General features: G+C 35.4%; 18 protein-coding genes. 7 read left to right on the top strand and 11 right to left on the bottom strand.

The annotated features are described in order from the left end of the window. Positions 1 to 4: 4 nt before the first annotated feature. Positions 5 to 355, bottom strand: a complete 351-nt coding sequence (locus BBI01_RS23055) for a hypothetical protein (RefSeq protein WP_228393953.1) — start codon at positions 353 to 355, stop codon at positions 5 to 7. A gap of 549 nt (positions 356 to 904) precedes the next feature. Here BBI01_RS23055 and BBI01_RS07925 point away from each other — a divergent pair. The 5 genes from BBI01_RS07925 to BBI01_RS07905 all read left to right on the top strand — a co-directional run bounded on the left by BBI01_RS07925 (position 905) and on the right by BBI01_RS07905 (position 6,574). Next, positions 905 to 1,288, top strand: a complete 384-nt coding sequence (locus BBI01_RS07925; protein WP_065394117.1) for a hypothetical protein — start codon at positions 905 to 907, stop codon at positions 1,286 to 1,288. A gap of 121 nt (positions 1,289 to 1,409) precedes the next feature. Then, complete coding sequence (locus BBI01_RS07920) at positions 1,410 to 4,220, top strand: TonB-dependent receptor (protein ID WP_065394116.1); 2,811 nt, start codon at positions 1,410 to 1,412, stop codon at positions 4,218 to 4,220. A gap of 1 nt (position 4,221) precedes the next feature. After that, complete coding sequence (locus tag BBI01_RS07915; protein WP_083190041.1) at positions 4,222 to 5,259, top strand: phytase; 1,038 nt, start codon at positions 4,222 to 4,224, stop codon at positions 5,257 to 5,259. A gap of 254 nt (positions 5,260 to 5,513) precedes the next feature. Then, entirely contained in the window at positions 5,514 to 6,275 is a 762-nt protein-coding gene (locus BBI01_RS07910) for a hypothetical protein (RefSeq protein ID WP_065394115.1), read from the top strand. 14 nt (positions 6,276 to 6,289) lie between these two features. Continuing rightward, the gene (locus BBI01_RS07905; RefSeq protein ID WP_065394114.1) at positions 6,290 to 6,574 is read left to right on the top strand and encodes a hypothetical protein; all 285 of its coding nucleotides are present in this window, start codon (positions 6,290 to 6,292) and stop codon (positions 6,572 to 6,574) included. Positions 6,575 to 6,828: 254 nt separating this feature from the next. Here BBI01_RS07905 and BBI01_RS07900 read toward each other — a convergent pair whose 3' ends face one another. The 8 genes from BBI01_RS07900 to BBI01_RS07865 all read right to left on the bottom strand — a co-directional run bounded on the left by BBI01_RS07900 (position 6,829) and on the right by BBI01_RS07865 (position 17,042). Beyond that, entirely contained in the window at positions 6,829 to 7,551 is a 723-nt protein-coding gene (locus tag BBI01_RS07900; RefSeq protein WP_065394113.1) for a sterol desaturase family protein, read from the bottom strand. A 54-nt stretch (positions 7,552 to 7,605) separates the two neighbouring features. Continuing rightward, the gene (locus BBI01_RS07895) at positions 7,606 to 7,890 is read right to left on the bottom strand and encodes a hypothetical protein (protein WP_065394112.1); all 285 of its coding nucleotides are present in this window, start codon (positions 7,888 to 7,890) and stop codon (positions 7,606 to 7,608) included. Positions 7,891 to 7,924: 34 nt separating this feature from the next. Next, a complete protein-coding gene (locus BBI01_RS07890) occupies positions 7,925 to 9,265 on the bottom strand; it encodes a S41 family peptidase (RefSeq protein ID WP_083190040.1) in 1,341 nt (446 codons plus the stop codon). 6 nt (positions 9,266 to 9,271) lie between these two features. Continuing rightward, positions 9,272 to 10,012 (bottom strand): hypothetical protein, encoded by a 741-nt coding sequence (locus tag BBI01_RS07885; protein WP_228393952.1) that lies wholly within the window; start codon positions 10,010 to 10,012, stop codon positions 9,272 to 9,274. Between the two features lie 167 nt (positions 10,013 to 10,179). Further along, positions 10,180 to 11,097, bottom strand: a complete 918-nt coding sequence (locus tag BBI01_RS07880) for a T9SS-dependent choice-of-anchor J family protein (RefSeq protein WP_065394111.1) — start codon at positions 11,095 to 11,097, stop codon at positions 10,180 to 10,182. Positions 11,098 to 11,168: 71 nt separating this feature from the next. Further along, the gene (locus tag BBI01_RS07875; RefSeq protein WP_065394110.1) at positions 11,169 to 12,476 is read right to left on the bottom strand and encodes a beta-helix domain-containing protein; all 1,308 of its coding nucleotides are present in this window, start codon (positions 12,474 to 12,476) and stop codon (positions 11,169 to 11,171) included. Between the two features lie 296 nt (positions 12,477 to 12,772). Beyond that, positions 12,773 to 16,054 (bottom strand): TonB-dependent receptor, encoded by a 3,282-nt coding sequence (locus BBI01_RS07870; protein WP_065394109.1) that lies wholly within the window; start codon positions 16,052 to 16,054, stop codon positions 12,773 to 12,775. 40 nt (positions 16,055 to 16,094) lie between these two features. Then, positions 16,095 to 17,042, bottom strand: coding sequence for a FecR family protein (locus BBI01_RS07865; protein ID WP_065394108.1), 948 nt, complete (start codon positions 17,040 to 17,042; stop codon positions 16,095 to 16,097). Between the two features lie 241 nt (positions 17,043 to 17,283). On the opposite strand from BBI01_RS07865, the gene BBI01_RS07860 reads away from it, so the two are divergent. Next, positions 17,284 to 17,910, top strand: coding sequence for an RNA polymerase sigma factor (locus tag BBI01_RS07860; RefSeq protein ID WP_065394107.1), 627 nt, complete (start codon positions 17,284 to 17,286; stop codon positions 17,908 to 17,910). Between the two features lie 53 nt (positions 17,911 to 17,963). Here BBI01_RS07860 and hxpB read toward each other — a convergent pair whose 3' ends face one another. Next, the gene (gene hxpB, locus BBI01_RS07855) at positions 17,964 to 18,605 is read right to left on the bottom strand and encodes a hexitol phosphatase HxpB (protein WP_065394106.1); all 642 of its coding nucleotides are present in this window, start codon (positions 18,603 to 18,605) and stop codon (positions 17,964 to 17,966) included. A gap of 15 nt (positions 18,606 to 18,620) precedes the next feature. After that, positions 18,621 to 19,241 (bottom strand): helix-turn-helix transcriptional regulator, encoded by a 621-nt coding sequence (locus BBI01_RS07850; RefSeq protein ID WP_065394105.1) that lies wholly within the window; start codon positions 19,239 to 19,241, stop codon positions 18,621 to 18,623. Between the two features lie 192 nt (positions 19,242 to 19,433). Between BBI01_RS07850 and BBI01_RS07845 the strand changes: the two genes are divergently transcribed. Beyond that, on the top strand, positions 19,434 to 20,060 hold the full coding sequence (locus tag BBI01_RS07845; protein ID WP_065394104.1) for a superoxide dismutase: 627 nt from the start codon (positions 19,434 to 19,436) through the stop codon (positions 20,058 to 20,060). Positions 20,061 to 20,082 lie beyond the last annotated feature (22 nt).

The raw sequence follows: 20,082 nt of genomic DNA, 5'->3' as shown, positions 1-20,082 counted from the left end.
TTCTCTATATTTTATTTTCATCAAAAAAAGCCCTGATCATTTTTGAACTTTCAACAGGTGTTCTCAAATGAACAAAATTCCCAGCTTCATCTATTGTAAAGTGTCCTTTAAAAGCAGCCGGCATCCTGTCATATTGCTCATTAACCTGTTGTAATAACTCTTTAATTGAAGGATAATTATATTTTTCAACCAAGAACGGAAGTGCATTTTTCCTTTTTAACAGCTCATATTCCTGATAGTTATAAGGTGTTGTCTGCTCACGTTTCGCCAAGGTAATTTTAAACGTGCTGATCAGTTTCTCAATACTCTTTTCATCTGAAAACTGAATGAGTCCACGTAATGCATACACTTTCATATCCAGATACCTTTCTTTTTTAAAAGCAAGTTCAAAAAATGAATGAAGTTTAGGATCTTTTTGATCATACAGAAGCTTTTAAATCTTATTCCGATAGTCAATTTGCTTTGTTGTTGTATAAATTTTAATTAGAGTGTCAACATTTTCAGGACTGACGTGTTTACTTTCAAGACTAAACAAAGCATTTCTAAAGTCTGGATGTTTTTCTTTTGCATTTTTCGTCTGATAAAATTTCCGGAAACTGGCTCATATGCTGATTACTATTAATGTTGGTTGTTTTCTTGATGCAATTTGGGAAAATAATTGAAATGCAGCTTTACTATTTGCTTATAATTCTAGGTTTTGGCTAAAGCCTATTGATTTTGTTTTTTTATTTGAATGGGCTAAAGCTCATACCTATTGATTTGGATGTACACATGTAGAGATTTTTTACAACAGACATAAACCTATAAGGCTTTTACAATAAATATTTTCTCAGAAAACTGTTTACAAATGTTATCGTTTCTACCTAAAATGTGAATGTAATTTTGTCCTTATAATAACAAACATATGAAACATTTTATCCACCAACTTTTCCGTGATGTATTAGAGAATCCTGTATTTGACCAGTCATTGATAGAAAAATACTTCTCAAAAGAATACATTCAATTGGTAGATCACACACCATTAAATTATGCAGAATTTATTTTACATATAAAAAAGCTCAAAGAAAAGGTAGCTAAACAAAATATAGAAATCCTCAGCTATGCTGAAAACGGAAATATAATTTTCACTAAACATATTGCAAAATCAGTTTTAAAAGATGGCAGTATTGTTCGCCATAAAGTATTGGCAGAGTTTACCATTGAAGATGAAAAAGTTATAAAATGTGATGAATTAACCTTATTGATTGAAGGAAATATTACAGCAAAAAATCTGGGTTCTGAAATTTAAATAAGTAGGTAATGACCTCACTCCTGTATTAACAAATCTTAAAACAATGTTAATTTTCACTTCAAACCTTTTTCCAAACAATCGTTTAATTTCGTTAAGATTTTAATCTAATTAAAAGAAAGTGAAGAAAATTTTTACATCTGTTTTATTTTGTGCCTCTCTATTTTTCTATGCACAAACCGGTACTCTCTCCGGAAACATTAATGACGACGCCAGAATAGCCCTGCCAGGAGCCAAAATCTCCTTAAGCCCTGGAAATATTTATACAACTTCCGATGATCATGGAAATTTTGTTTTCCTGAATGTTCCTCCCGGAAACTACACCATGAAAATCGATTATCTTGGCTACGGAACGCACGAATACAACGTCATCGTAGAACCTGAAAAGAATACAAGGCAAAATATTATTTTTGATAAAAAAGAAACATCCATTGCAGAAGTTGTAGTGTCTGGAGCTACTTTAAAAAATCAGGCAAGAGCTTTGAACAAGCAGAAAAACAATTCTAATATTACCAATGTCATTTCTTCAGACCAAATAGGACGTTTTCCAGATGCGAATATCGGAGACGCCTTGAAAAGAGTTCCGGGAATTACCATACAAAACGATCAGGGTGAAGCCAGAAATCTTATCATCAGAGGACTTGCTCCCAACTTGAATTCCGTAACTCTGAATGGTGACAGAATTCCGTCTGCTGAGGGTGATAACCGGAATGTTCAGATGGATCTTATTCCTTCCGACATGATTTCAACCATTGAAGTGAATAAAACCTTAACTCCAGATATGGATGCAGATGCTATCGGAGGTTCTGTAAACCTTATTACAAGGGCTTCTCCTAACGGACAGAGAATTTCTGCAACACTTGCCGGAGGTTATAATCCTATCCGTGAAAAAGGAAACTATACTGCCGGGTTTGTCTATGGGAACCGTTTTTTAGATAAAAAATTAGGTGCTGTATTCAGTTTTTCTTATAACAATAATAATTTTGGTTCAGACAATATAGAACCTGTATGGAGCCAGGCTAATGATGCGGCAAAAACCGTTTATATAAGTAAAATGGGTGTGCGTCATTATAACGAGCATCGTATCAGGCATAGTTTTGATTTGAATATGGATTATGAATTCAATTCCAGAAATAAAATCTATGCTTCAGCCATGTACAACTTCAGGAATGACAAAGAAAATCGTTTTGCGCTGGGATATAAAATAAAACCGGTTTATAATACTGATGAATCCGAAATCACCGGCTGGAAAGGCAGTATCACAAGGCAAAACAAAGGCGGAGATGCTGATAACGATAATACCCGACTTGAAAAACAAAAGGTTCAGAATTATGCTTTAAGAGGTGAACATTTATTGGGTTCTAAAGTGGATCTTGACTGGTCTATGAATTATGCCATCGCCAGCGAAGATAAACCTCATCAACGTTATATAGAGTTTGAAAACAGTAAAATGACTTTCTCTCCGGACCTTAGCGACCCGAGAAAACCAATAATCAATCTTCTTGCAACGGATAATTTAGGAAGCTATAAACTAAGTGACCTTTCGGATGCCAACAGTTTTACACAGGAAAAAGAATTTGGAGCCAAAGTAAATGTACGTTTTCCTTTCTCTGTGATTGAAGACCAAAAAGGAAGACTTCGTACAGGTTTCCGTATGCGTTTAAAAGAAAAGGAAAGAGATAATGATTTTTATGCTTTTGAGCCTGTAAATAATATGGGAAGCCTGCTTTCTGTTCCTACAGTAAATCTCGACGGGAAAAATTTTCAGGCAGGAAACTATGTTCCGGGAGCATTTGTAGATCCTGCATATTTAGGAGGTCTTGATTTATTTAATTCAGGTTTATTTAAAGGAAAACTGAAGCCATCGAAATTCCTTTCCAATAATTATAGTGCAAAAGAGCAGATTTATGCGGGATATATCCGTTGGGATCAGGATTTCAATGATAAACTTTCCATGATTGTGGGAGCAAGAATTGAATCTACCACCATCGATTATACAGGAAATTATGTTTTGAATGAAAGTGACCTTGTTGGAAAAATCAACAATACCAATACTTACACAAACGTACTTCCGAATGTATCTTTCAAGTATGTTCCGGTTCAGGATCTGGTACTTCGTGCAGCATTTACTACCGCTCTTGCCCGTCCGAATTACTATTCACTGGTTCCTTATCTTAATGTAATTTCTGAAGACGAGGTTATTTCAGCAGGAAACCCGAATTTGAAAGCTACTTATGCTTATAATTTCGATTTTATGGCTGAAAAGTACTTTAAATCTGTAGGTATTCTTTCAGGAGGTATTTTTTATAAAAACTTAAAAGACTTTATTTATACTTTCTCAAGAAGAAACTATACCGCCAATGACTTTGCCAATGATTTTACAGGGCAATCCAACCCTATTCCGGCGGGTGAAAGCAACTGGAAATTTATGCAACAGCGTAATGGTGACAATGTAGATATTTATGGATTTGAAGTCGCTTTGCAAAGGCAATTGGATTTCATTCCGGGAGCTTTCTGGAAGGGACTTGGAGTTTATGTAAACTATACTTATACACATTCTAAAGCCAAGGGAATCACCAATGAAGAAGGTATCGAGAGAACAGATGTTGGTTTCCCGGGAGCTGCTCCTCATATGTTCAACGGATCGCTTTCTTGGGAAAACAAACGTTTTTCAGCAAGAGTTTCGATGAATTACGCCTCGCATTATATCGATGAATTGGGTGGAAAATCCTTTGACGACCGTTATTACGATAAACAATTCTTTCTGGATGCGAATGCTTCTTATAAAATTACAAAACAGCTTAGAATCTTCGCAGAAGCCAATAATCTGACGAATCAGCCGTTAAGATATTATCAGGGAATTCAAAACAGAACTGCACAGGCAGAGTATTACAGACCAAGATTTACCTTAGGGGTAAAATTCGATTTTTAACATGAAAAAGATAACATATTATATCACAGCACTTACAGTTTTTCCTTTAGTGATCAGCTGTACAGGGCAGAAACAAATAGGACAGAAATTAAAACCAACCGTTATTACCGAAACCGTTGTTCATGATACCGATGATCCGGCAATATGGATTAATCCTGCAGATGCTTCCAAAAGTATTATCATCGGGACAGACAAAGATACTGATGGTGGATTGTATGCATTTGATCTCAATGGTAAAATTATACACAAAGTTTTGGGACTTAAACGTCCTAATAATGTAGATATTGAGTATGGTTTTTCTTTAAACGGAAAAAAAACAGATATTGCTGCGGTTACAGAACGTGAAACCAACAAGGTAAAATTTTATTCACTTCCAGAGCTGAAAGAAGTTGGAGAAATTTCTGTATTCGAAGGAGAAACTGAACGTGGTCCGATGGGAATTTCGATGTATAAAAATCCGCAAACAGGAGATCTTTTTGTTATTGCAGGAAGAAAATCCGGACCTAAAGACCGCTATCTTTGGCAATATAAGCTTTCGGAAAAAAACGGAAGCATTACAGGAGAAGTTGTTCGTAAATTCGGAAAATACAGTGGCTTAAAAGAGATTGAAAGTATTGCTGTAGACGATGAAAAAGGATATATTTATTATTCGGATGAACAGTTTGGAGTACACCAATATTATGCAGATCCGGCAAAAGGAAATGAAGAGCTTCTGGTTTTCGGGCAAGGTGATTTCAAATCTGATGTGGAAGGAATTTCTATTTATCCTACTTCTGAAAATACGGGATATATTTTGGTTTCCAATCAGCAGAATGATACGTTTAATATTTATTTAAGGGAAGATCCGGCAAAAGGCAGAATTGCAGAAATACCGGTTTCAACAATTGAAAGCGATGGTTCAGAAGTGACAAACGTTAATTTGGGACCAAAATTCCCTAAAGGTGTGTTTGTGGCAATGAGTAATGGCAGAGTTTTCCATTTGTATGACTGGAGATTGATTGAAGACAGAATTCAAGAGGCTGTAAAAGCTACAAAATAATATTTTTTAAAAACCATTAAGATTTAATAAGGCTTTAAGGAAAGTTAAGAGTAGCTTCACTGTAAGAAGGGTGCTTATCTTGATTTTTCTTACTTTCTAAAACAATCTTAATGGTTTATTTTTTATCATACAATAAACTCTCTCTTCTCCTCAGACTTGCATAAACTCTTGGATTTTCCTTTAATTAATTTGTATTTTTGAAGAACAGCAAAATGTTGTAACACTAAATCATTTTAAAAATTAATTTCGATTCCATGAGTGAACTGATCAAAATTTTTCCAGCTTATGAAGATGTATTCTATGACGATCTGGAGAATCACAAAAAATACTTTCTCCCAATTTGTTCTTTTAATCTCCAACTTATTGACCCGTCAAAAAATGAATGGCTTCATATTGTTTCTGTAAAGGAAATTTATGATGGCTGTGTGGGAGAAGGACGTGAAGAATCTCATACTCAGTTTACTAAAGCTGATATGCTTGGGTTTGATATCATTGATGGCAAATATAAATTCGATGCAGATTGGAATTACTTCCAAACCTCTACTGAAATTACACCAGATCAATACGGTGAAGAATTTTCTGATCTCGACATTGAATATAATATGAATGAAGCCATGTACGAACTCAAAAAAGCTTATTACAACAAACATGGTAAACTGTATGACAAATACTCTTACAGACCCGGACTTACCGTGGATGATATTCGAAGGCTTGAAAGGCTTCGTCAATTAACCGTTGAAGACCTTGAAAATGATGAACATTCAGATTACATGATTGAAAGGGCTGAGAATAAATTGTATGGAATATTTGAGGAACTTAATACTGAGAAAAATAGTCTTGAAGACAGTCATTTTGGTGGAGAAAATCTTATCAACAAACCTTATCTGAACGAGAAGTTATTGGATTACATTGCTTGTATTGAAGGGTATGATTTTCAGCAAAATGCGGCTGATCAGATTTTTTTATTCCATGATGATTCAATTAAAAAGGCGGTAATCTGCTTTGAATACACTTAAATTTTCATTTAAAAATGCCAAAAAAATATACTGAATGTTCTTTACACGGAAAACAGGAAATAGGTCTTCTGTGTACTCATCTTGCCCATAGTTTATTGGATCGGATGCCTGTGGGCTTTCATGAATTTGATCCGGGAGATCTCGGACGACCTGATGCGTTTTGTGATCTGTGTCATGATGCAGAGCAGCAGATTGAAACGGAGAAAGATGAGGAGGAATGGTTTACCAGTTGTGATTATAAAATACTTTGTGTAGCATGTTGGGATGAAGCAAAAGAGCTGAATAGAAAAATTTCATAAAAACACTTATGCTTTTCTTAAACGCGAAGTTCGGAAAGAAAAAGAATAAAATGTTTTTTTCCGATCGCTACGGCACTTCGTTCAGCAAATGAGAAGGAGTTTATCTTGCTGAGTGAAATGCATTTGCGTTCTTATTGTGAATTTTTTTGTTAATGCCTTTGTGATCTCGTTAGCATTAAAGATAAATTACCATTATATTTAAAAATATAAAAGGAGTAATTATACATTAAAGACTTCCAGAGCTAGCTTCCCTCCTATTTATAAGTTCCAAACAGTCTATCCCAGATAGAAGTATAGAACCCGAAATTCTTTGTTTCATCTCTATGATGGTGATTATGGAATCTTGTAGTTCCAATAAAGAAACGATCAAACTGTGCCGGAAAAAACTCTCTGTTCAAATGTCCGATAGTTCCCCAGATAAGATTGATCAACAAATAAATCGAAATAGAGACCACGGAAAAGTCATAGCACATCAATAAAATCAGCATCATTACTCCAAAACCGATCGTTTCAAAAGGATGTAATACAAAAAGACTGAGGTAATTAGTGCTTACGTGTTCATGATGCTTTCCATGCAACAATTTGTATACAAAAGGTAAATGAGCTGCATAATGAAAGAAATACATCAAAAGATCCATTAAAAATAATAGTGCAACAACTTCCAATATAATAACGCCTGGCGAAAGGCTATTGTTTACTTCGATCCACCCATTTTTCCATAAAAAAACACCGATCAGCATAACAAGACTGTTACAGGCAACTGTAAGAAGACTTATATAAAAATCAGATTTTGTTAAGGGATGGTCTTTCTCCTGTAATGGACTTTTTCGGCAGGTTTTATCAATAAAAAGGTATAATCCAATTGAAAATAAGTATAAAATAATATTAATGACCAGACTGAAAATAATCCATTGTGACCATGAAAACTGCCAAAACAGATCTAAATAACCGGAAAGTTCAGTTTCATTACTATTCATATACTTTTAACCTTTCAACTTGATGTTATAAAAGTATGAATTTCATAATTAAAATCAGGTATTTCCATTATTTCTCTTTGGCTTTTTCCTAAGCTCTCTAAGTCTTGTGGTCAGTTTTTTTCGCAAATCATCATGATATTCACGGTAGTTTCTAATACTCTTTTCCAGATTTCTTTTGTTGAGCAAATAATCTTTGTATAGCTCATCAAGTTCTGAAATTTTCACTAAAATATCAGAAGTCTGAGAATCAGTTTCATCCACAGCTTCTTGTAATACTACGCGAAAGTATTCCATACGGCTCGTCAGACTTGTGTGCACCTTTGGTTCTATTCCTTGCATTGTTTTATTTTTTTAAAGAAACTTAAATGAATGATTATTTCTGTCCTTGAATAAAATTCAAGTCACTCTGATACAGAATTTTCACTTCTCTGTTCAGTTTTTCATGATCTGCTGATTTTAAGTAACCTCCATTGAGAACGGATGAGATCAATGTTTCATTAGGATCCCCGAATGGAAACAATGGGAGTTCAGCATATTCATTGACTGCAATCTGTGGTGAAATTCCGTTGCTGTATTCCCCGGCACCATCGGCATTAAAAACTTTATAAATTACCGGATGAATCTGCCATGAGATTTTTCTGGGTTTACGTTTATCTTCTATGGAAAATCCTGCCATATCTTTTCCTAAGGTAGTACTTCCGATCTGGATAACCTGTACATAAGATTTTAAGTTATTAATTACGATTTCTGCTGCTGAAGCAGTACTATTTGATGTAAGAATATAAACTTTATTTAATCCTAAAGCATTGGATCGTAAAGCATTAAAACCAATAGCCTTGGGATCATAGGCAACCTGTTGGGCAAATGTTCGTTTTACCTGTCCCCCGTTTTTATTTCCTTTGAATACAATAAAGGGAGAACTTTCAGAAATCCCTGATGGAATCAGTGAGCAAAGTGCAGCAGCAGCAGAGACAGATCCGCCATAGTTATAACGAAGGTCCAAAATAAGTTCCTGTACACCAGCAGCTTTAAATTCTGCAAATTTCTGACTGAAAACAGAAGTCATCCCATCCGGAAAATCATAGACATACAGATAACCTATTTTTTTACCATTTTTTTCAAATACTTTGGACAAAAGAGGTTGTTCAAAGGATAAGCCATAATAGACTTTTATATCTTTTTCATCAGTTACTGCTTCATTTTTCCAGGTTCCTACGGTAAGATCCAGCACTGTAAGGTCTTTCATTGAAGAGGTAAGAGTTTCTGCATTAGCAACCGTTATATTTTTACCGTTGATCTTGCTAATAATCATTCCCCGTTCTAATCCCGCATTGAATGCCGGTGAATTTTTAAGAACCAGTTTAATGACAGCCAAAACGTTTCCATTTGCCTGCTGAATAACGGTATAATCAAAACCATACATATTACGGATAGATCTCGGATAGCTGGAAGTATCTTCGGTATTTACAATAAAGGAAAAACGATCCTGAGGAGCCAGCAAGCTTTTAAAAAAATCTTTTATAGGAAGATGATAATCCGGTTTTGCAGGCATCTGCTCTGCCCAGTAATAATATCTTCTCATACTGTCCTGAACCCAGACATTCACATTTTCTGTACTTCCTTCGGGGAAAACAGGGGGATTATCATCACTGTTCGTACAGGAAAAGAGAATAGTAATAATGGCTATACAGTAAAGTGTCAAAAAGCTTTTCATATTTTACTATAAATATTCTGAAACATCAATATCTCCCTTTACAACTGAACCTCCATTTTCTGATTTTTCCTGAAGTACGATCATATTAGCTCCGGTATGCTGTTTTAATTTAACCTTGATTATATCAGATCCTGTATAAGGCTCTGTAGTTCCTGGTTTATAGAGTTCAAGATACACGGGTGCTGTAGAACTGAAAGCACTATAAATTTTTACCGGAGTAAAATTGTCTTTTTCAATATTATCAAACTCGGCAAGTACTACTCCATTTTCTCTTTTTAAAATACCTTTCACACTTGTAAGAGATGTCCCTGAATGCTCACCCAGATTTGGAAAAATAAATACGAAGCCTACCTTTCCAAAGCCGACTTGAGGTTTTACGACATCTGTTTTCAGAAAAATTCCCGGCAGATTAAAGAAATTCACTTTTTTGTAATCAGCTATGTTATCATAGTTAATCATATATTTTGCTATTTCTTTCCCTGTTTCGTTATTATATATTGCTAATTTGTTGGTTTCCCCCTGATCTACAACAAACTGAAGCGTGGTTTCTATTTTATTGGTATAAGATGTTTTTCCGTCAATTGATATTGGTTCTCCATTGAGTCTCAACTGAAGTACATCGGGCTTAGAGTATCCTTTAATGACTACTTCAGCCGGCTTTTGTATGGCATCATACCTTTCCATTATTGTATTGTCTGTACAGGAAAATAATAGGGTCAATAATAGGAATGCAAAGATTTTATTCATCTTTAATATCATTTAAAACTTTAAAAAATTGCCCTGCCTTTTGTACAGGGCAATAATAATTATAAAAAAACTAGTTGGATATGTTCTGGGTAACACCTGAGACTGCTACCCATTATTGTATATTTAAAATTTCATGTATTTCTAAATCAGTTTTTAAGTCAGAAAGTCTATTTTTTAATAAAGCTTAATGTTTCTGTAGTTTTTCCGTCCGTTACTTCCACGATATATTTTCCTGTAGATAAAGCTACTGTGCTGATTGATTTTGAATATTGGGTAGCAACTACTTTCTGTCCTACAGCGTTATAAACATTGATTAAAGTAGCATTTTCTTTGAATGCGGGATTAAGCTGTAATTGTAAATTTTCTTTTACCGGATTTTCAATGATCTTTGTAAGTGTTTTGTTCTTTTTTACATCCTTTGTGCCTAGTGTTGCTGTAGCATAAATCGCAATTTCATCAATATTTATATTCTGAAGATTTGCCGGTTTTCTGTTGGACCAGATTCCTATGTAAATTTTCTTTCCTGCAAAAGTTGAAAGATCTACAATACTTTCTACAAACTGGGTAAGATCTGAAGAGAATGGATTATTGGTAGATCCTGCAGATATTTTATAAGGATTCGGAAGATCATTTCCATTAGCATCTACTGCCAAAGCCTGAAAGTCTGCCAAAGCTGGAACTGGTTTCTCAGAAGTGCTTACATAGATATAGAGGTCTCTTCCGACAATAGCCTGATTTAGTTTTTGTCTCCCTAGCTGAGCAACTAATGTGATCGTTCCTCCGGCAGCTGACAAGTCTATTTCTGGAGAAATGATCCAGTCATTTTCTGAAGCAAATCCTCCTGCAATACCACTAGGAACTAAATTGGTAGAATGTCTGAGAACTCCGGCGCTTCCATATGCCATAGAAGTACCATTTTGATAAATGTTCTGCCCCTGAGCCCATTTGTTTCCATTATTATTCAGATCATGGATGGTCCAGCCCTGAAGATCATCAGCAGTATCAAAAGTATTTCCCCAGATAAATTCCTGTGCGAATGCAGCTTGAGACACCCATATGATAGATAATAAAAATAGTTTTTTCATAATATTTGTTATTAAGATTTTTTAAAAGAAAAAAGCAGGGAAAGACACAGTGCTTTCCCTGTTTATAAGAATTATTCCTGAATTGAGAAATCATATTTTGTCCAGATTCCCTGGAAATTTCCACAATTTCTTGGACTTACGCTCCATGTTAATCCTTCGTTAAAGAATGGCTGGTTCATTCCCCAAAGAGCTGCAGAAGTACCTGTTAATAGGTTTGCTGCTGGAATTCCCGCAGTTCCTGCTCCTGTAACAGAAGTTCCGAATCCGTGTACCTGGATTGAACTTAAGTTAGATGCTGCAGAAAGCTCAGAACCTGTATTTTCTACTTTGATTCCTACCGGATATCCTGTAACTACGGCGTTATTTAATGTTAATTTCCCGTGTCTTCTGATGTGGATACCGTTTTCATAAGCAAGCCCTTGTCCTGTTACTCCATTTTTTGCCCCGATAATAGTAAGGTTGTTGATCGTAGGGTTTGTAATCAATGAAGTTGCAGTACCTGTTGCGTTGTTATCCAATTCAATACCGTTAGAATCAGGAGATCCTCCGCTTACAGTGTGTGATGATTTGTAATCTGCTAAAGACAACGCACAAGTAATAGTTCCTGTATATCCGTTATCAAAATCGAAATTATCATCTTCAGCTGCAAAAGAAACAAGGTTAGAAGCATTTACAGTTCCACCGAAGAATTCAAAAGAATCATCCTGTCCGTAAGAAACCTGAATATGGTCTAAAGTAGTACCGTTTCCAACACCAGCCAATGTTAAAGCATTAACTTCGTTTCCAGAGTTAGCCCCTACGAAATCATACCCTGCAAATTCAATACGAACGTATTTTATTGTACCTGCATTATGTCCGGAAGTTGTTCCACCAAAATAGAAATCAGGATTATTAGCTGGTAGACCTTCTACAGTTGTAGTAAAAGGTACATTGGTAGGAGCATCCCCTAAAAGGATAATTCCTCCAAAGTCTCCAGGTACAGCCGTAGTAGTATCATCTCCGTCCAATAATCTGTAGCTTGTAAAAACAATTGGTTGAGATTCTGTTCCTGTAGCATTTATTTTACCTGTTTTGGTAATAACAAGGATACCTGAACCTTCTCCTATTGCATTAGGTTTTGCTTTGATGAAAGTTCCTGGCTGAATGGTAAGTGTTGCTCCGTTTTTTACGGCTACTGTACCATCAATTTCTATTACTCCACTCCATGTTGTATTAGAAGTAATATCACCGCTTACTTTAGTTACAGGAAGTGCAGAAGCTGTAATGTATTCAGCTGAAGTAGATTTCATTTCGAAAGGAGTAGAAGAATCTGCTAAATGATCATTTTGACAAGCTGTAAGTGATAATGCAGCAGCTGCAATTAGAGTTAATCTTTTCATTGTTATAATTTTTGATAGATCCGGTTATTTATTTTTATGACCAGAAATTTTTAATATTCAGAAATATCTGCCTCTATATTTCTGCGATTTGGTTATTGTTTACATCCTACAGTTCAGGAGGAGCTAAGCTGTCTGAGTTCCCTGTTTTTCCGCTATCTCCCGGGAAAAGTTAATAGTGGTCGGTTTTTGATTGATTCGGTACTGCTGTGCGCATCATCAGTATTATTCCGGTTCATTTTTCAGGATTCCGAAACCTGTACACTTCTATATCGAGAGCTCTTTTTATTTAATAAGGATTAAAATGTATAGTTGACACTTAGCCCGAATATTCTTCCGCTGTAAGCACGGAATAAAATCTTATCAATGTCTTTATCATATTTATTGGTAGCCCCAGGCACAATGGTCTGTAGTTCACGGGCAGTTTTATCCCCGGTGTTATCAGTATATCCTAAATAAGAGTTATAGTTATTATAGTATTCCTTTACCCTGTTGAAGAGATTTCTCACACTCAGTTTCACTTCCAGATTTCTGTTTCTTAAAAGCTTATACGAAACCTGCGCATCTGCTACGGCATAGGGGCGCTGAATCTCCTCTCCGTTATAAGAATATCCTACCGTTATATACTGGTCTCCCTTTGCGTTATATAAAAAACTAAAGCCTAATCTTTCTCCATCATACATTAATCCTAAGTTGTAAGCGTAAGGAGTTTGTCCGTAAAGAGGTCTGTTCACTTCATAAGTAGCGTCTTGGTCTGTTGTTTTTGCTTTATCTTTAAAAGCAACTACTTTCGTAATGTTATATGTGAAATTTCCATTGATAAAAAGCTTTTCCAGGAAAGAATTAGCGGCAATGAAACCCAGATTTTTCCTAACCTCAGCTTCAAACCCTTTCAATTTTGCATTTTTAGAATTTCCGTTATAAAGCTGTAAGTTTCCTTCATTAGTAATATACCCTTCTCTTTCAATAGGTCTATCAATATCCTTATAATACAACCCTGCTGAAAATATTTCTCCTAACCCCGGAAACCACTCAAACTTAAAATCATAGTTATTAACTACAGATGACACCATATTTGTATTAAAAATCTGTCCGTTGGCGATTGGATCAAAATAAGGTAATCCTGTTCGCTCATTAAACTGAGGACGAATGACAGCCTTGTTATAAGCAAGTCTCAGATTTATTTTATTGGTGGGACTGTAGGTAAAATTTGCAGAAGGCATCCATTGCCATGGTTTATCATCAATTCCTGCTTTTGTAAAATTATTAGAGTCCTTAGTTTCCATTTGCTGAGAAATAAGATCATATTGAAAATACTCGGCACGTAATCCCCACACCAACCTGAATTTATTTTTCCAACGGTTATCAAACATTACATAAGCTGCATGCTGTTCTACCTCTCCTTCATATTTACCATCTACAAACAATGGTCTGGTTTCCCATCCTATTCCACCAGGAGCATAATGAGAGCCGTCGAACCAATCTGAAAGAGCTCCATACATTTCCAAAACTTTTGGATTCGGAACGTCTCTGTTTCCATCTACTCTCAATAAAAATTTCTGTTGTTGATTGGTATTGCTTTTTGAGGCTCCGGCATATCCTACCTTTATATCATTCTTAAAATTTCCTCTATCCATACTCCATTTGAAAGAAGCTCCATAATTATAATCTGTTTCTTTACTGCCGATATATCCTCTTGCAAAATCACTTGAAGAATTATTAGCCATGTGATAATTCAGAATCTCACGTCCAATGAATTTATATAAAGTATTATATTGAGTATAGTCCTTAGTATCTGATGAAACTCCCGTTCTGGCGGCAAACCAGTTGACCTCCATATTACCAAACTTATGATTTCCCTCCAGCTTATTCTGTAAAAACATCTGATAAACAGGATAGTTTGTATTATTTGTAAATGGTTTTTCTAAAGATGAAATTTTTGAAGGGTCATTATTAGGAATTATTCCATAATAAAAATAATTGTATGAAGCTTCTGCGTCAGAACGATTACCACTTCCACTTGTATATTCATCCCAGCCTGTAATTCTTGTGAGTGTATTATCATAAATATGAGTATATGAATTACGAAGTGAAATTCTGCTTTTTCCTAATTGTAACCCAAAATTCAACATTCCTGCCACCGTAGAATTGTAATTATAGGATGCTCCCTTATTCTTAAAATTGTAAAAAGGCATTTTTCCATTGGCATCAAAAGAGAAATCTGTTGTATCCAGCCAGTTTCCTCTTCCCGTATGATCTATATCCAGCTTATTCTGTTCATTTCTAATAATAAACGCTCCGGCAAAACCCCATTTATTATTATTTTTAAGAGCATAGGTTTTTCCTAAAGCAAGCTGTAAATTGGAACCCATATCACCTTTTGTTCTGTAATTTGTAAAGTTGTCATTTTTAAACTGACTAGATTGTTCAAAAAACATAGGATTCGTCCAGTTCATAGCCTGAAGTCCTTTTGGGAAATCTCTTGTTCCATCATCATATCCGAAATAATCATACTTTCCACGCTTACGGGTCAGAAACTCTTTAAAAGCCGACTGATCATTATAAGAAGTTCCCATGCTTACGGTTGTAAAGTTCTCATTGGGAATATCTTTGGTTCTTACTTCTACAAAACCTCCTGCAAAACTTGCATTCATATCAGGAGTTGCAGATTTGCTTACCACAACACTTTCCACCATTGCCGTAGGAATAATATCAAAAGAAAAATTCTGATTATATGCCTCGGTACTAGGAAGATTGATTCCGTCCATTGCAGCTGTATTCCAACGTTCTCCCATTGATCTTACGACAACATATTTATTGTCTATAGTAGTAATTCCCGTTACTCTTTTTAAAGTTCCACCCACATCATTATCCGGAGTTTTCGAAATTTGCTCCGCAGAAATACCATCACTCATTTGGGCTGCTTTTTTCTGTTGAGCCAGTAATCCTGCCTGTGTATCTGCTTTACGGGTTGCTGTAACTACCACTTCTTTGATATCTGTAATTTTATCAGAAGCTCTATTCAAAGCAAATGAAACGGTATTGGTCTCTTTGTTCGCAATAGATAGTTTTTCTACTCTTAGTGTATTATATTTAGATGCTTTTATTGTTAAATTGTATACTCCTGAGGGCAAATCTGTTGAAAAATCTCCATTATTGTCTGTCACTACGGTTTTTCCGGCAATAGTAACTTCAGCTCCAACAACAGGATTTCCTACCTCATCAACGATTTTCCCGGAAATACGTCCGTTTCCCGGCACTGAAACATTTCCACCCTCATATTTTATTGAGATAAGATCGCCATGTAAACGAAATACAACCGGTAGCCCGTTCGTAATGTCTTTAAGACAATTATGGATAGATGAGTTTTCACATTTTATCCCTTTTACCTTCAATTCTTTAATATCAATTTTTGAATAGGCGAGCCTCATTCCTGTTTTTCCGGCAAAGTCTTCCAGAACTTCAATTAACGGTCTGCTTGAAGGAACGGAAAATGTAACTTTCTGAACCAGCTCCTGTGCTTCTGCTGCGACAGTAAAAAATAAGGCTGCTATGGTAAAACCACATTTCAAACTTTTCATACGTAAGTGTTTCTCTTTAGATTTAAGATTATCTGATTATTTATTTTTTTAAGATGTAGGTATTATCTTTTTTCTGCACTTCGAATCCAAGGATAAAAGCCAATGATTCAATATTTTCAGCAACGGTTCCTCCTGTAAAATCGGCAGTAATCTTTTTATTTTCAGTTTCTTTAGGATAATAGATCTTCGTATTATAATTGCTTTCCAAAACAGCAATCACTTCATGTAGAGGAACATCATTAAAGCTTAAAGACAGTAATTCTGATCTTGATTTTCCGGAAGTTTTATCAGGAGCAAATGAAATAACAGCCGTAGTATGAGCAACTCCGAAATTCGTCCACTTCTGATTGGGCTTAAGGAAAGAAACAGGAGCTCCCGCAGAAGATACCGCAACTTTACCTTCATAAAGATCTACCGCTTTGCTCTTCCCGGATTGTGAAATTTTAAACACCGTTCCCAATACCTTAGTACTGAAACCATCTGCATTCACAATAAAAGGATGAATCTTTGATTTTGCAATGGAGAATACAGCATCACCTTTTAAATCAACCACTCTGGTAGAAGCCGGAAATGATTTTGCGACTGTAAGCTCAGCTCCGGGTAATAAGGTAACAACCGATCCGTCTTCAAGGTGAATAATTTTTTCTCTGGATTCAGCAATATAGATATCCGGTTTTATCAATGTATTATAAATAAGAAAACCTCCTAAAGACAACAAAAGAACAACAGCCGCAGCTACCTGATATGTATATTTTTTATAGCCTCTTACAGGAATACTTTTTCCAGCAGAGTTAAAATAAGATTCTAATCCTGATAATAGTCTTCCTCTAGATTCCTGCATATGAACAGTATCCAAATCTTTTTCTGCATTCTTATTCCACTGGCTTAAAAGTTCAGTTTCTTTTTCTGAAACTTTTTCTCCTGAAACTTCACGTTCCCAAAGTTTGAAAACAAAGACTTCAATATTTTTGTAGTTAATTTTTTTCATAAATAATTCATAGTATTCACAGATACTTCTATCTATAAGACTATGAAAATGAAAAACTTCCCTAGCTGTTTGTTAACATTATATTCATATTTGTTTCTGATTTCTGACCATTTTAATCTTTTTTTACATTTACTCAACATTAACTTCATATTCAAGCCTTGATTTTCAGAAATATTTAACCTTACCATAATTAAAGTTCACAAAAAGTTAATTTTCCTTTAGGTAATTTTGTTGCAACGATATGAACCTAACAGACTATACATTATTAAAGAAAATAAAATCAGGTGACCGACCTGCATTTATGCTACTGTACGACCGTTATTGGGATAGTCTGTACCGCTTTGTCTTTGTACGAACCAAGGATAAAGAGGTTTCCGAAGAACTCCTTCAGAATCTATGGATGAAAATTCTTGAAAACACAGATGCAATACAAACAGATGATTCTGAAAGTGCAAAAGGCTACCTGCTTAGGCATCTTCATTATAGAATTTTAGACTATTATAACAGTTTTAAAAAAGCCCCTCCTACATTAAGTATTGACGAGTTTGAAACTCCCGCAGAGCTGGATATTTCAGATACGGAATATTTTGAAATTCTTGAAGAAAACGAAATTTCTGCATTATTATCTTTGATTGACGAGGTTGTATCACGCCTTCCTACTACAGAGCAACAGGTCTATGAGATGAGAATCCGACAGAATATGTCTGTGCAAGAAACCGCAGAAGCCTTAGGAATAAGCAATAAAACCGTAAGTAATAAACTGAGTAAAGCATTAGGTGAGATCAGAGAACAACTCAGCCCTGAATATCAATCTTCAAAAAAATTAATATCCATTATAATGCTGATGGAAGTACTCACAAAGTACTGATTTTAATGAGTATTGACTAATAAATGACAATTATCGCAAAAATATTCAGGAGCTTACAGGATTGATAATTGAACAGATTCAAAGCTCAGAATTTTATAGTCCGCAAGATCAAAATGTATACTTTCATCGTTATTGGTAAAAACAACCGTTTTCATGCCTGCTGCTTTTGCTGCTTTCAATCCGGAGTGGCTGTCTTCCACAGCAATACAATGCTCAGGAGAGATTCCAAGTTGTCTGGCTGAAGTAAGATAAACAGCTGGATGCGGTTTTCCCTGCTCTTCAAATTCTGAAGAATGAACAGAGTCAAATAAGCTTCGGATCTGAAGTTTTTCAAGAACAGCATCAGCCACTCGTAAAGGTGCATTGGTGGCTAGTCCTATTTTATATTCTTTACTTTTAAGATCTTTGATAAATTCCTGTATGCCGGACATTGTACAATCTTCGCTTTGTATCAATTCAATAACCTTGGATACAACTTCCTGCTCTACGGTAGGTACATCAAGGTTTTCCCACGGAAATCTTCCATGCCAGAATTCTGTCACTTCTTTCGTTGTCATGTATTTGGTTTGAGTAGCCAGATCATCTGTTACCTGAGCACCATAGGATGAGAAAACATCCAGCTCTGCCTTTGCCCAAAAACCTTCGGAGTCTACAAGAACTCCATCCATATCGAATATTACAGCTTTTACAACCATGCTTTTAATAATAAATTACTGACTGATCTTATACACACAACGTTGTCCACCAGAAATAATATGATCTATCCTTTCCACTGTATATTCTTTCCCAATTAATGACTGAAAATTTGAAAGTTCAGCACGGCAGAATCCCTGACATTCAGTCGCAGCAGCGCAGATTGGGCAATGGTTTTCAATCAGAAAATAGTCTTTACCTTCTTTCTTCCACTCAGCCATATAGCCTTCTTTAGTTCGTGCTTCGGCAAGAGCTTCCAAGCGCTGTTCAAGATTTTTTGTCTTAGAAAGTGTTTTCTCATACCGCTCATGCGTATTTTTTTCACGATCACTGATCAATAAATCCAAAGCATTTTCTCCTAAAAGATTTTTAACAGATTTCAGAAGCTGCACCGTTACTTCGGCATGAGTATCAGGAAACTGAGCCAGACCCTTTTCTGTAAGTATATAATAAGTAGACGGTCTTCCTACCCCTTCGCTTTTTACTACAGGCTGAATCAGCCCATCCTCAGCAAGGTTTAGTAAATGCTTTCTCGCACCCTCCTTTGTGATGGATAACTCTTCAGAAATAAGAAGGGAAGTAGCTTCTCCTCTCATCTTTAAAAACATCAGAATGCGGTCTGCAGCCGGCTTCTTCATTTGACAATATTTAGGTTGTTTTATTTTTCAACAACAAAGATAGTCATTTTCTATAATCTCTAAATAAAAACAACAAACCATTCATTTTCAATATTTTAAAATAAATATTTCATCAATCAATAAAACAACTAAAAAGTTGTTTTATTCAAATATATTGCTACCTTTGTCTCACATTAATCAAAAATAAATGCAATGAAACCATTTACACTACCCCAATTACCTTATGCTTATGATGCATTGGAACCATTCATAGATAAAAATACAATGACGATCCACCATCAGCGTCATCACCAAGCTTATGTAGACAATTTAAATGCTGCTTTGGAGCAAACCAATGAAACGAATCCTGACCTTGATTCATTACTTCAAAGGGTAAGTGAATACAGTCCTGCTGTAAGAAACAATGGTGGCGGGCACTACAATCACTCGTTATTCTGGGAAATTCTTTCGCCTGAGCCTAAATTAAGTCCTGAAGGAAAACTACATGATGCTATTATTTCAACTTTTGGAAGTCTTGAAGATTTTAAAGCCGAAATGAAGAAAGCCGGACTTGGGCAGTTTGGTTCCGGATGGGTTTGGTTGTCTGTAAAGTTCAATGGATCTCTTATGATAAGCTCTACTCCTAATCAGGATAATCCGATGATGGATGTACTTTCCGTAAACAGAGGTTTTCCTATTCTTGGAATAGACGTTTGGGAACATGCTTATTATCTAGCTTATCAGAACAAAAGAGCAGATTATTTAGATTCGTTCTGGTCCGTATTGAATTGGGCTGCAGTAGAAAAAAAATATGAAGAAACTCTTTTAAAAATAAGATAACCTTACAACTTTTTAGTACAAA

The sequence above is a fragment of the Chryseobacterium artocarpi genome (assembly GCF_001684975.1).
In the GTDB taxonomy this organism is placed as follows: domain Bacteria; phylum Bacteroidota; class Bacteroidia; order Flavobacteriales; family Weeksellaceae; genus Chryseobacterium; species Chryseobacterium artocarpi.
Note: the sequence above shows the minus strand (reverse complement) of the source record. Positions and strands in the feature narration are given on the sequence as shown.

Bases quoted from the DNA above. Each gene is read 5' to 3' on its own strand.
- BBI01_RS23055 (WP_228393953.1), bottom strand. From the start codon at position 355: ATGAAAGTGTATGCATTACGTGGACTCATTCAGTTTTCAGATGAAAAG.
- BBI01_RS07875 (WP_065394110.1), bottom strand. From the start codon at position 12,476: ATGAAAAGATTAACTCTAATTGCAGCTGCTGCATTATCACTTACAGCT.
- BBI01_RS07900 (WP_065394113.1), bottom strand. From the start codon at position 7,551: ATGAATAGTAATGAAACTGAACTTTCCGGTTATTTAGATCTGTTTTGG.
- BBI01_RS07910 (WP_065394115.1), top strand. From the start codon at position 5,514: ATGAGTGAACTGATCAAAATTTTTCCAGCTTATGAAGATGTATTCTAT.
- hxpB (WP_065394106.1), bottom strand. From the start codon at position 18,605: ATGGTTGTAAAAGCTGTAATATTCGATATGGATGGAGTTCTTGTAGAC.
- BBI01_RS07905 (WP_065394114.1), top strand. From the start codon at position 6,290: ATGCCAAAAAAATATACTGAATGTTCTTTACACGGAAAACAGGAAATA.
- BBI01_RS07845 (WP_065394104.1), top strand. From the start codon at position 19,434: ATGAAACCATTTACACTACCCCAATTACCTTATGCTTATGATGCATTG.
- BBI01_RS07865 (WP_065394108.1), bottom strand. From the start codon at position 17,042: ATGAAAAAAATTAACTACAAAAATATTGAAGTCTTTGTTTTCAAACTT.
- BBI01_RS07870 (WP_065394109.1), bottom strand. From the start codon at position 16,054: ATGAAAAGTTTGAAATGTGGTTTTACCATAGCAGCCTTATTTTTTACT.
- BBI01_RS07915 (WP_083190041.1), top strand. From the start codon at position 4,222: ATGAAAAAGATAACATATTATATCACAGCACTTACAGTTTTTCCTTTA.
- BBI01_RS07895 (WP_065394112.1), bottom strand. From the start codon at position 7,890: ATGCAAGGAATAGAACCAAAGGTGCACACAAGTCTGACGAGCCGTATG.
- BBI01_RS07885 (WP_228393952.1), bottom strand. From the start codon at position 10,012: ATGAATAAAATCTTTGCATTCCTATTATTGACCCTATTATTTTCCTGT.
- BBI01_RS07850 (WP_065394105.1), bottom strand. From the start codon at position 19,241: ATGAAGAAGCCGGCTGCAGACCGCATTCTGATGTTTTTAAAGATGAGA.
- BBI01_RS07860 (WP_065394107.1), top strand. From the start codon at position 17,284: ATGAACCTAACAGACTATACATTATTAAAGAAAATAAAATCAGGTGAC.
- BBI01_RS07925 (WP_065394117.1), top strand. From the start codon at position 905: ATGAAACATTTTATCCACCAACTTTTCCGTGATGTATTAGAGAATCCT.
- BBI01_RS07880 (WP_065394111.1), bottom strand. From the start codon at position 11,097: ATGAAAAAACTATTTTTATTATCTATCATATGGGTGTCTCAAGCTGCA.
- BBI01_RS07890 (WP_083190040.1), bottom strand. From the start codon at position 9,265: ATGAAAAGCTTTTTGACACTTTACTGTATAGCCATTATTACTATTCTC.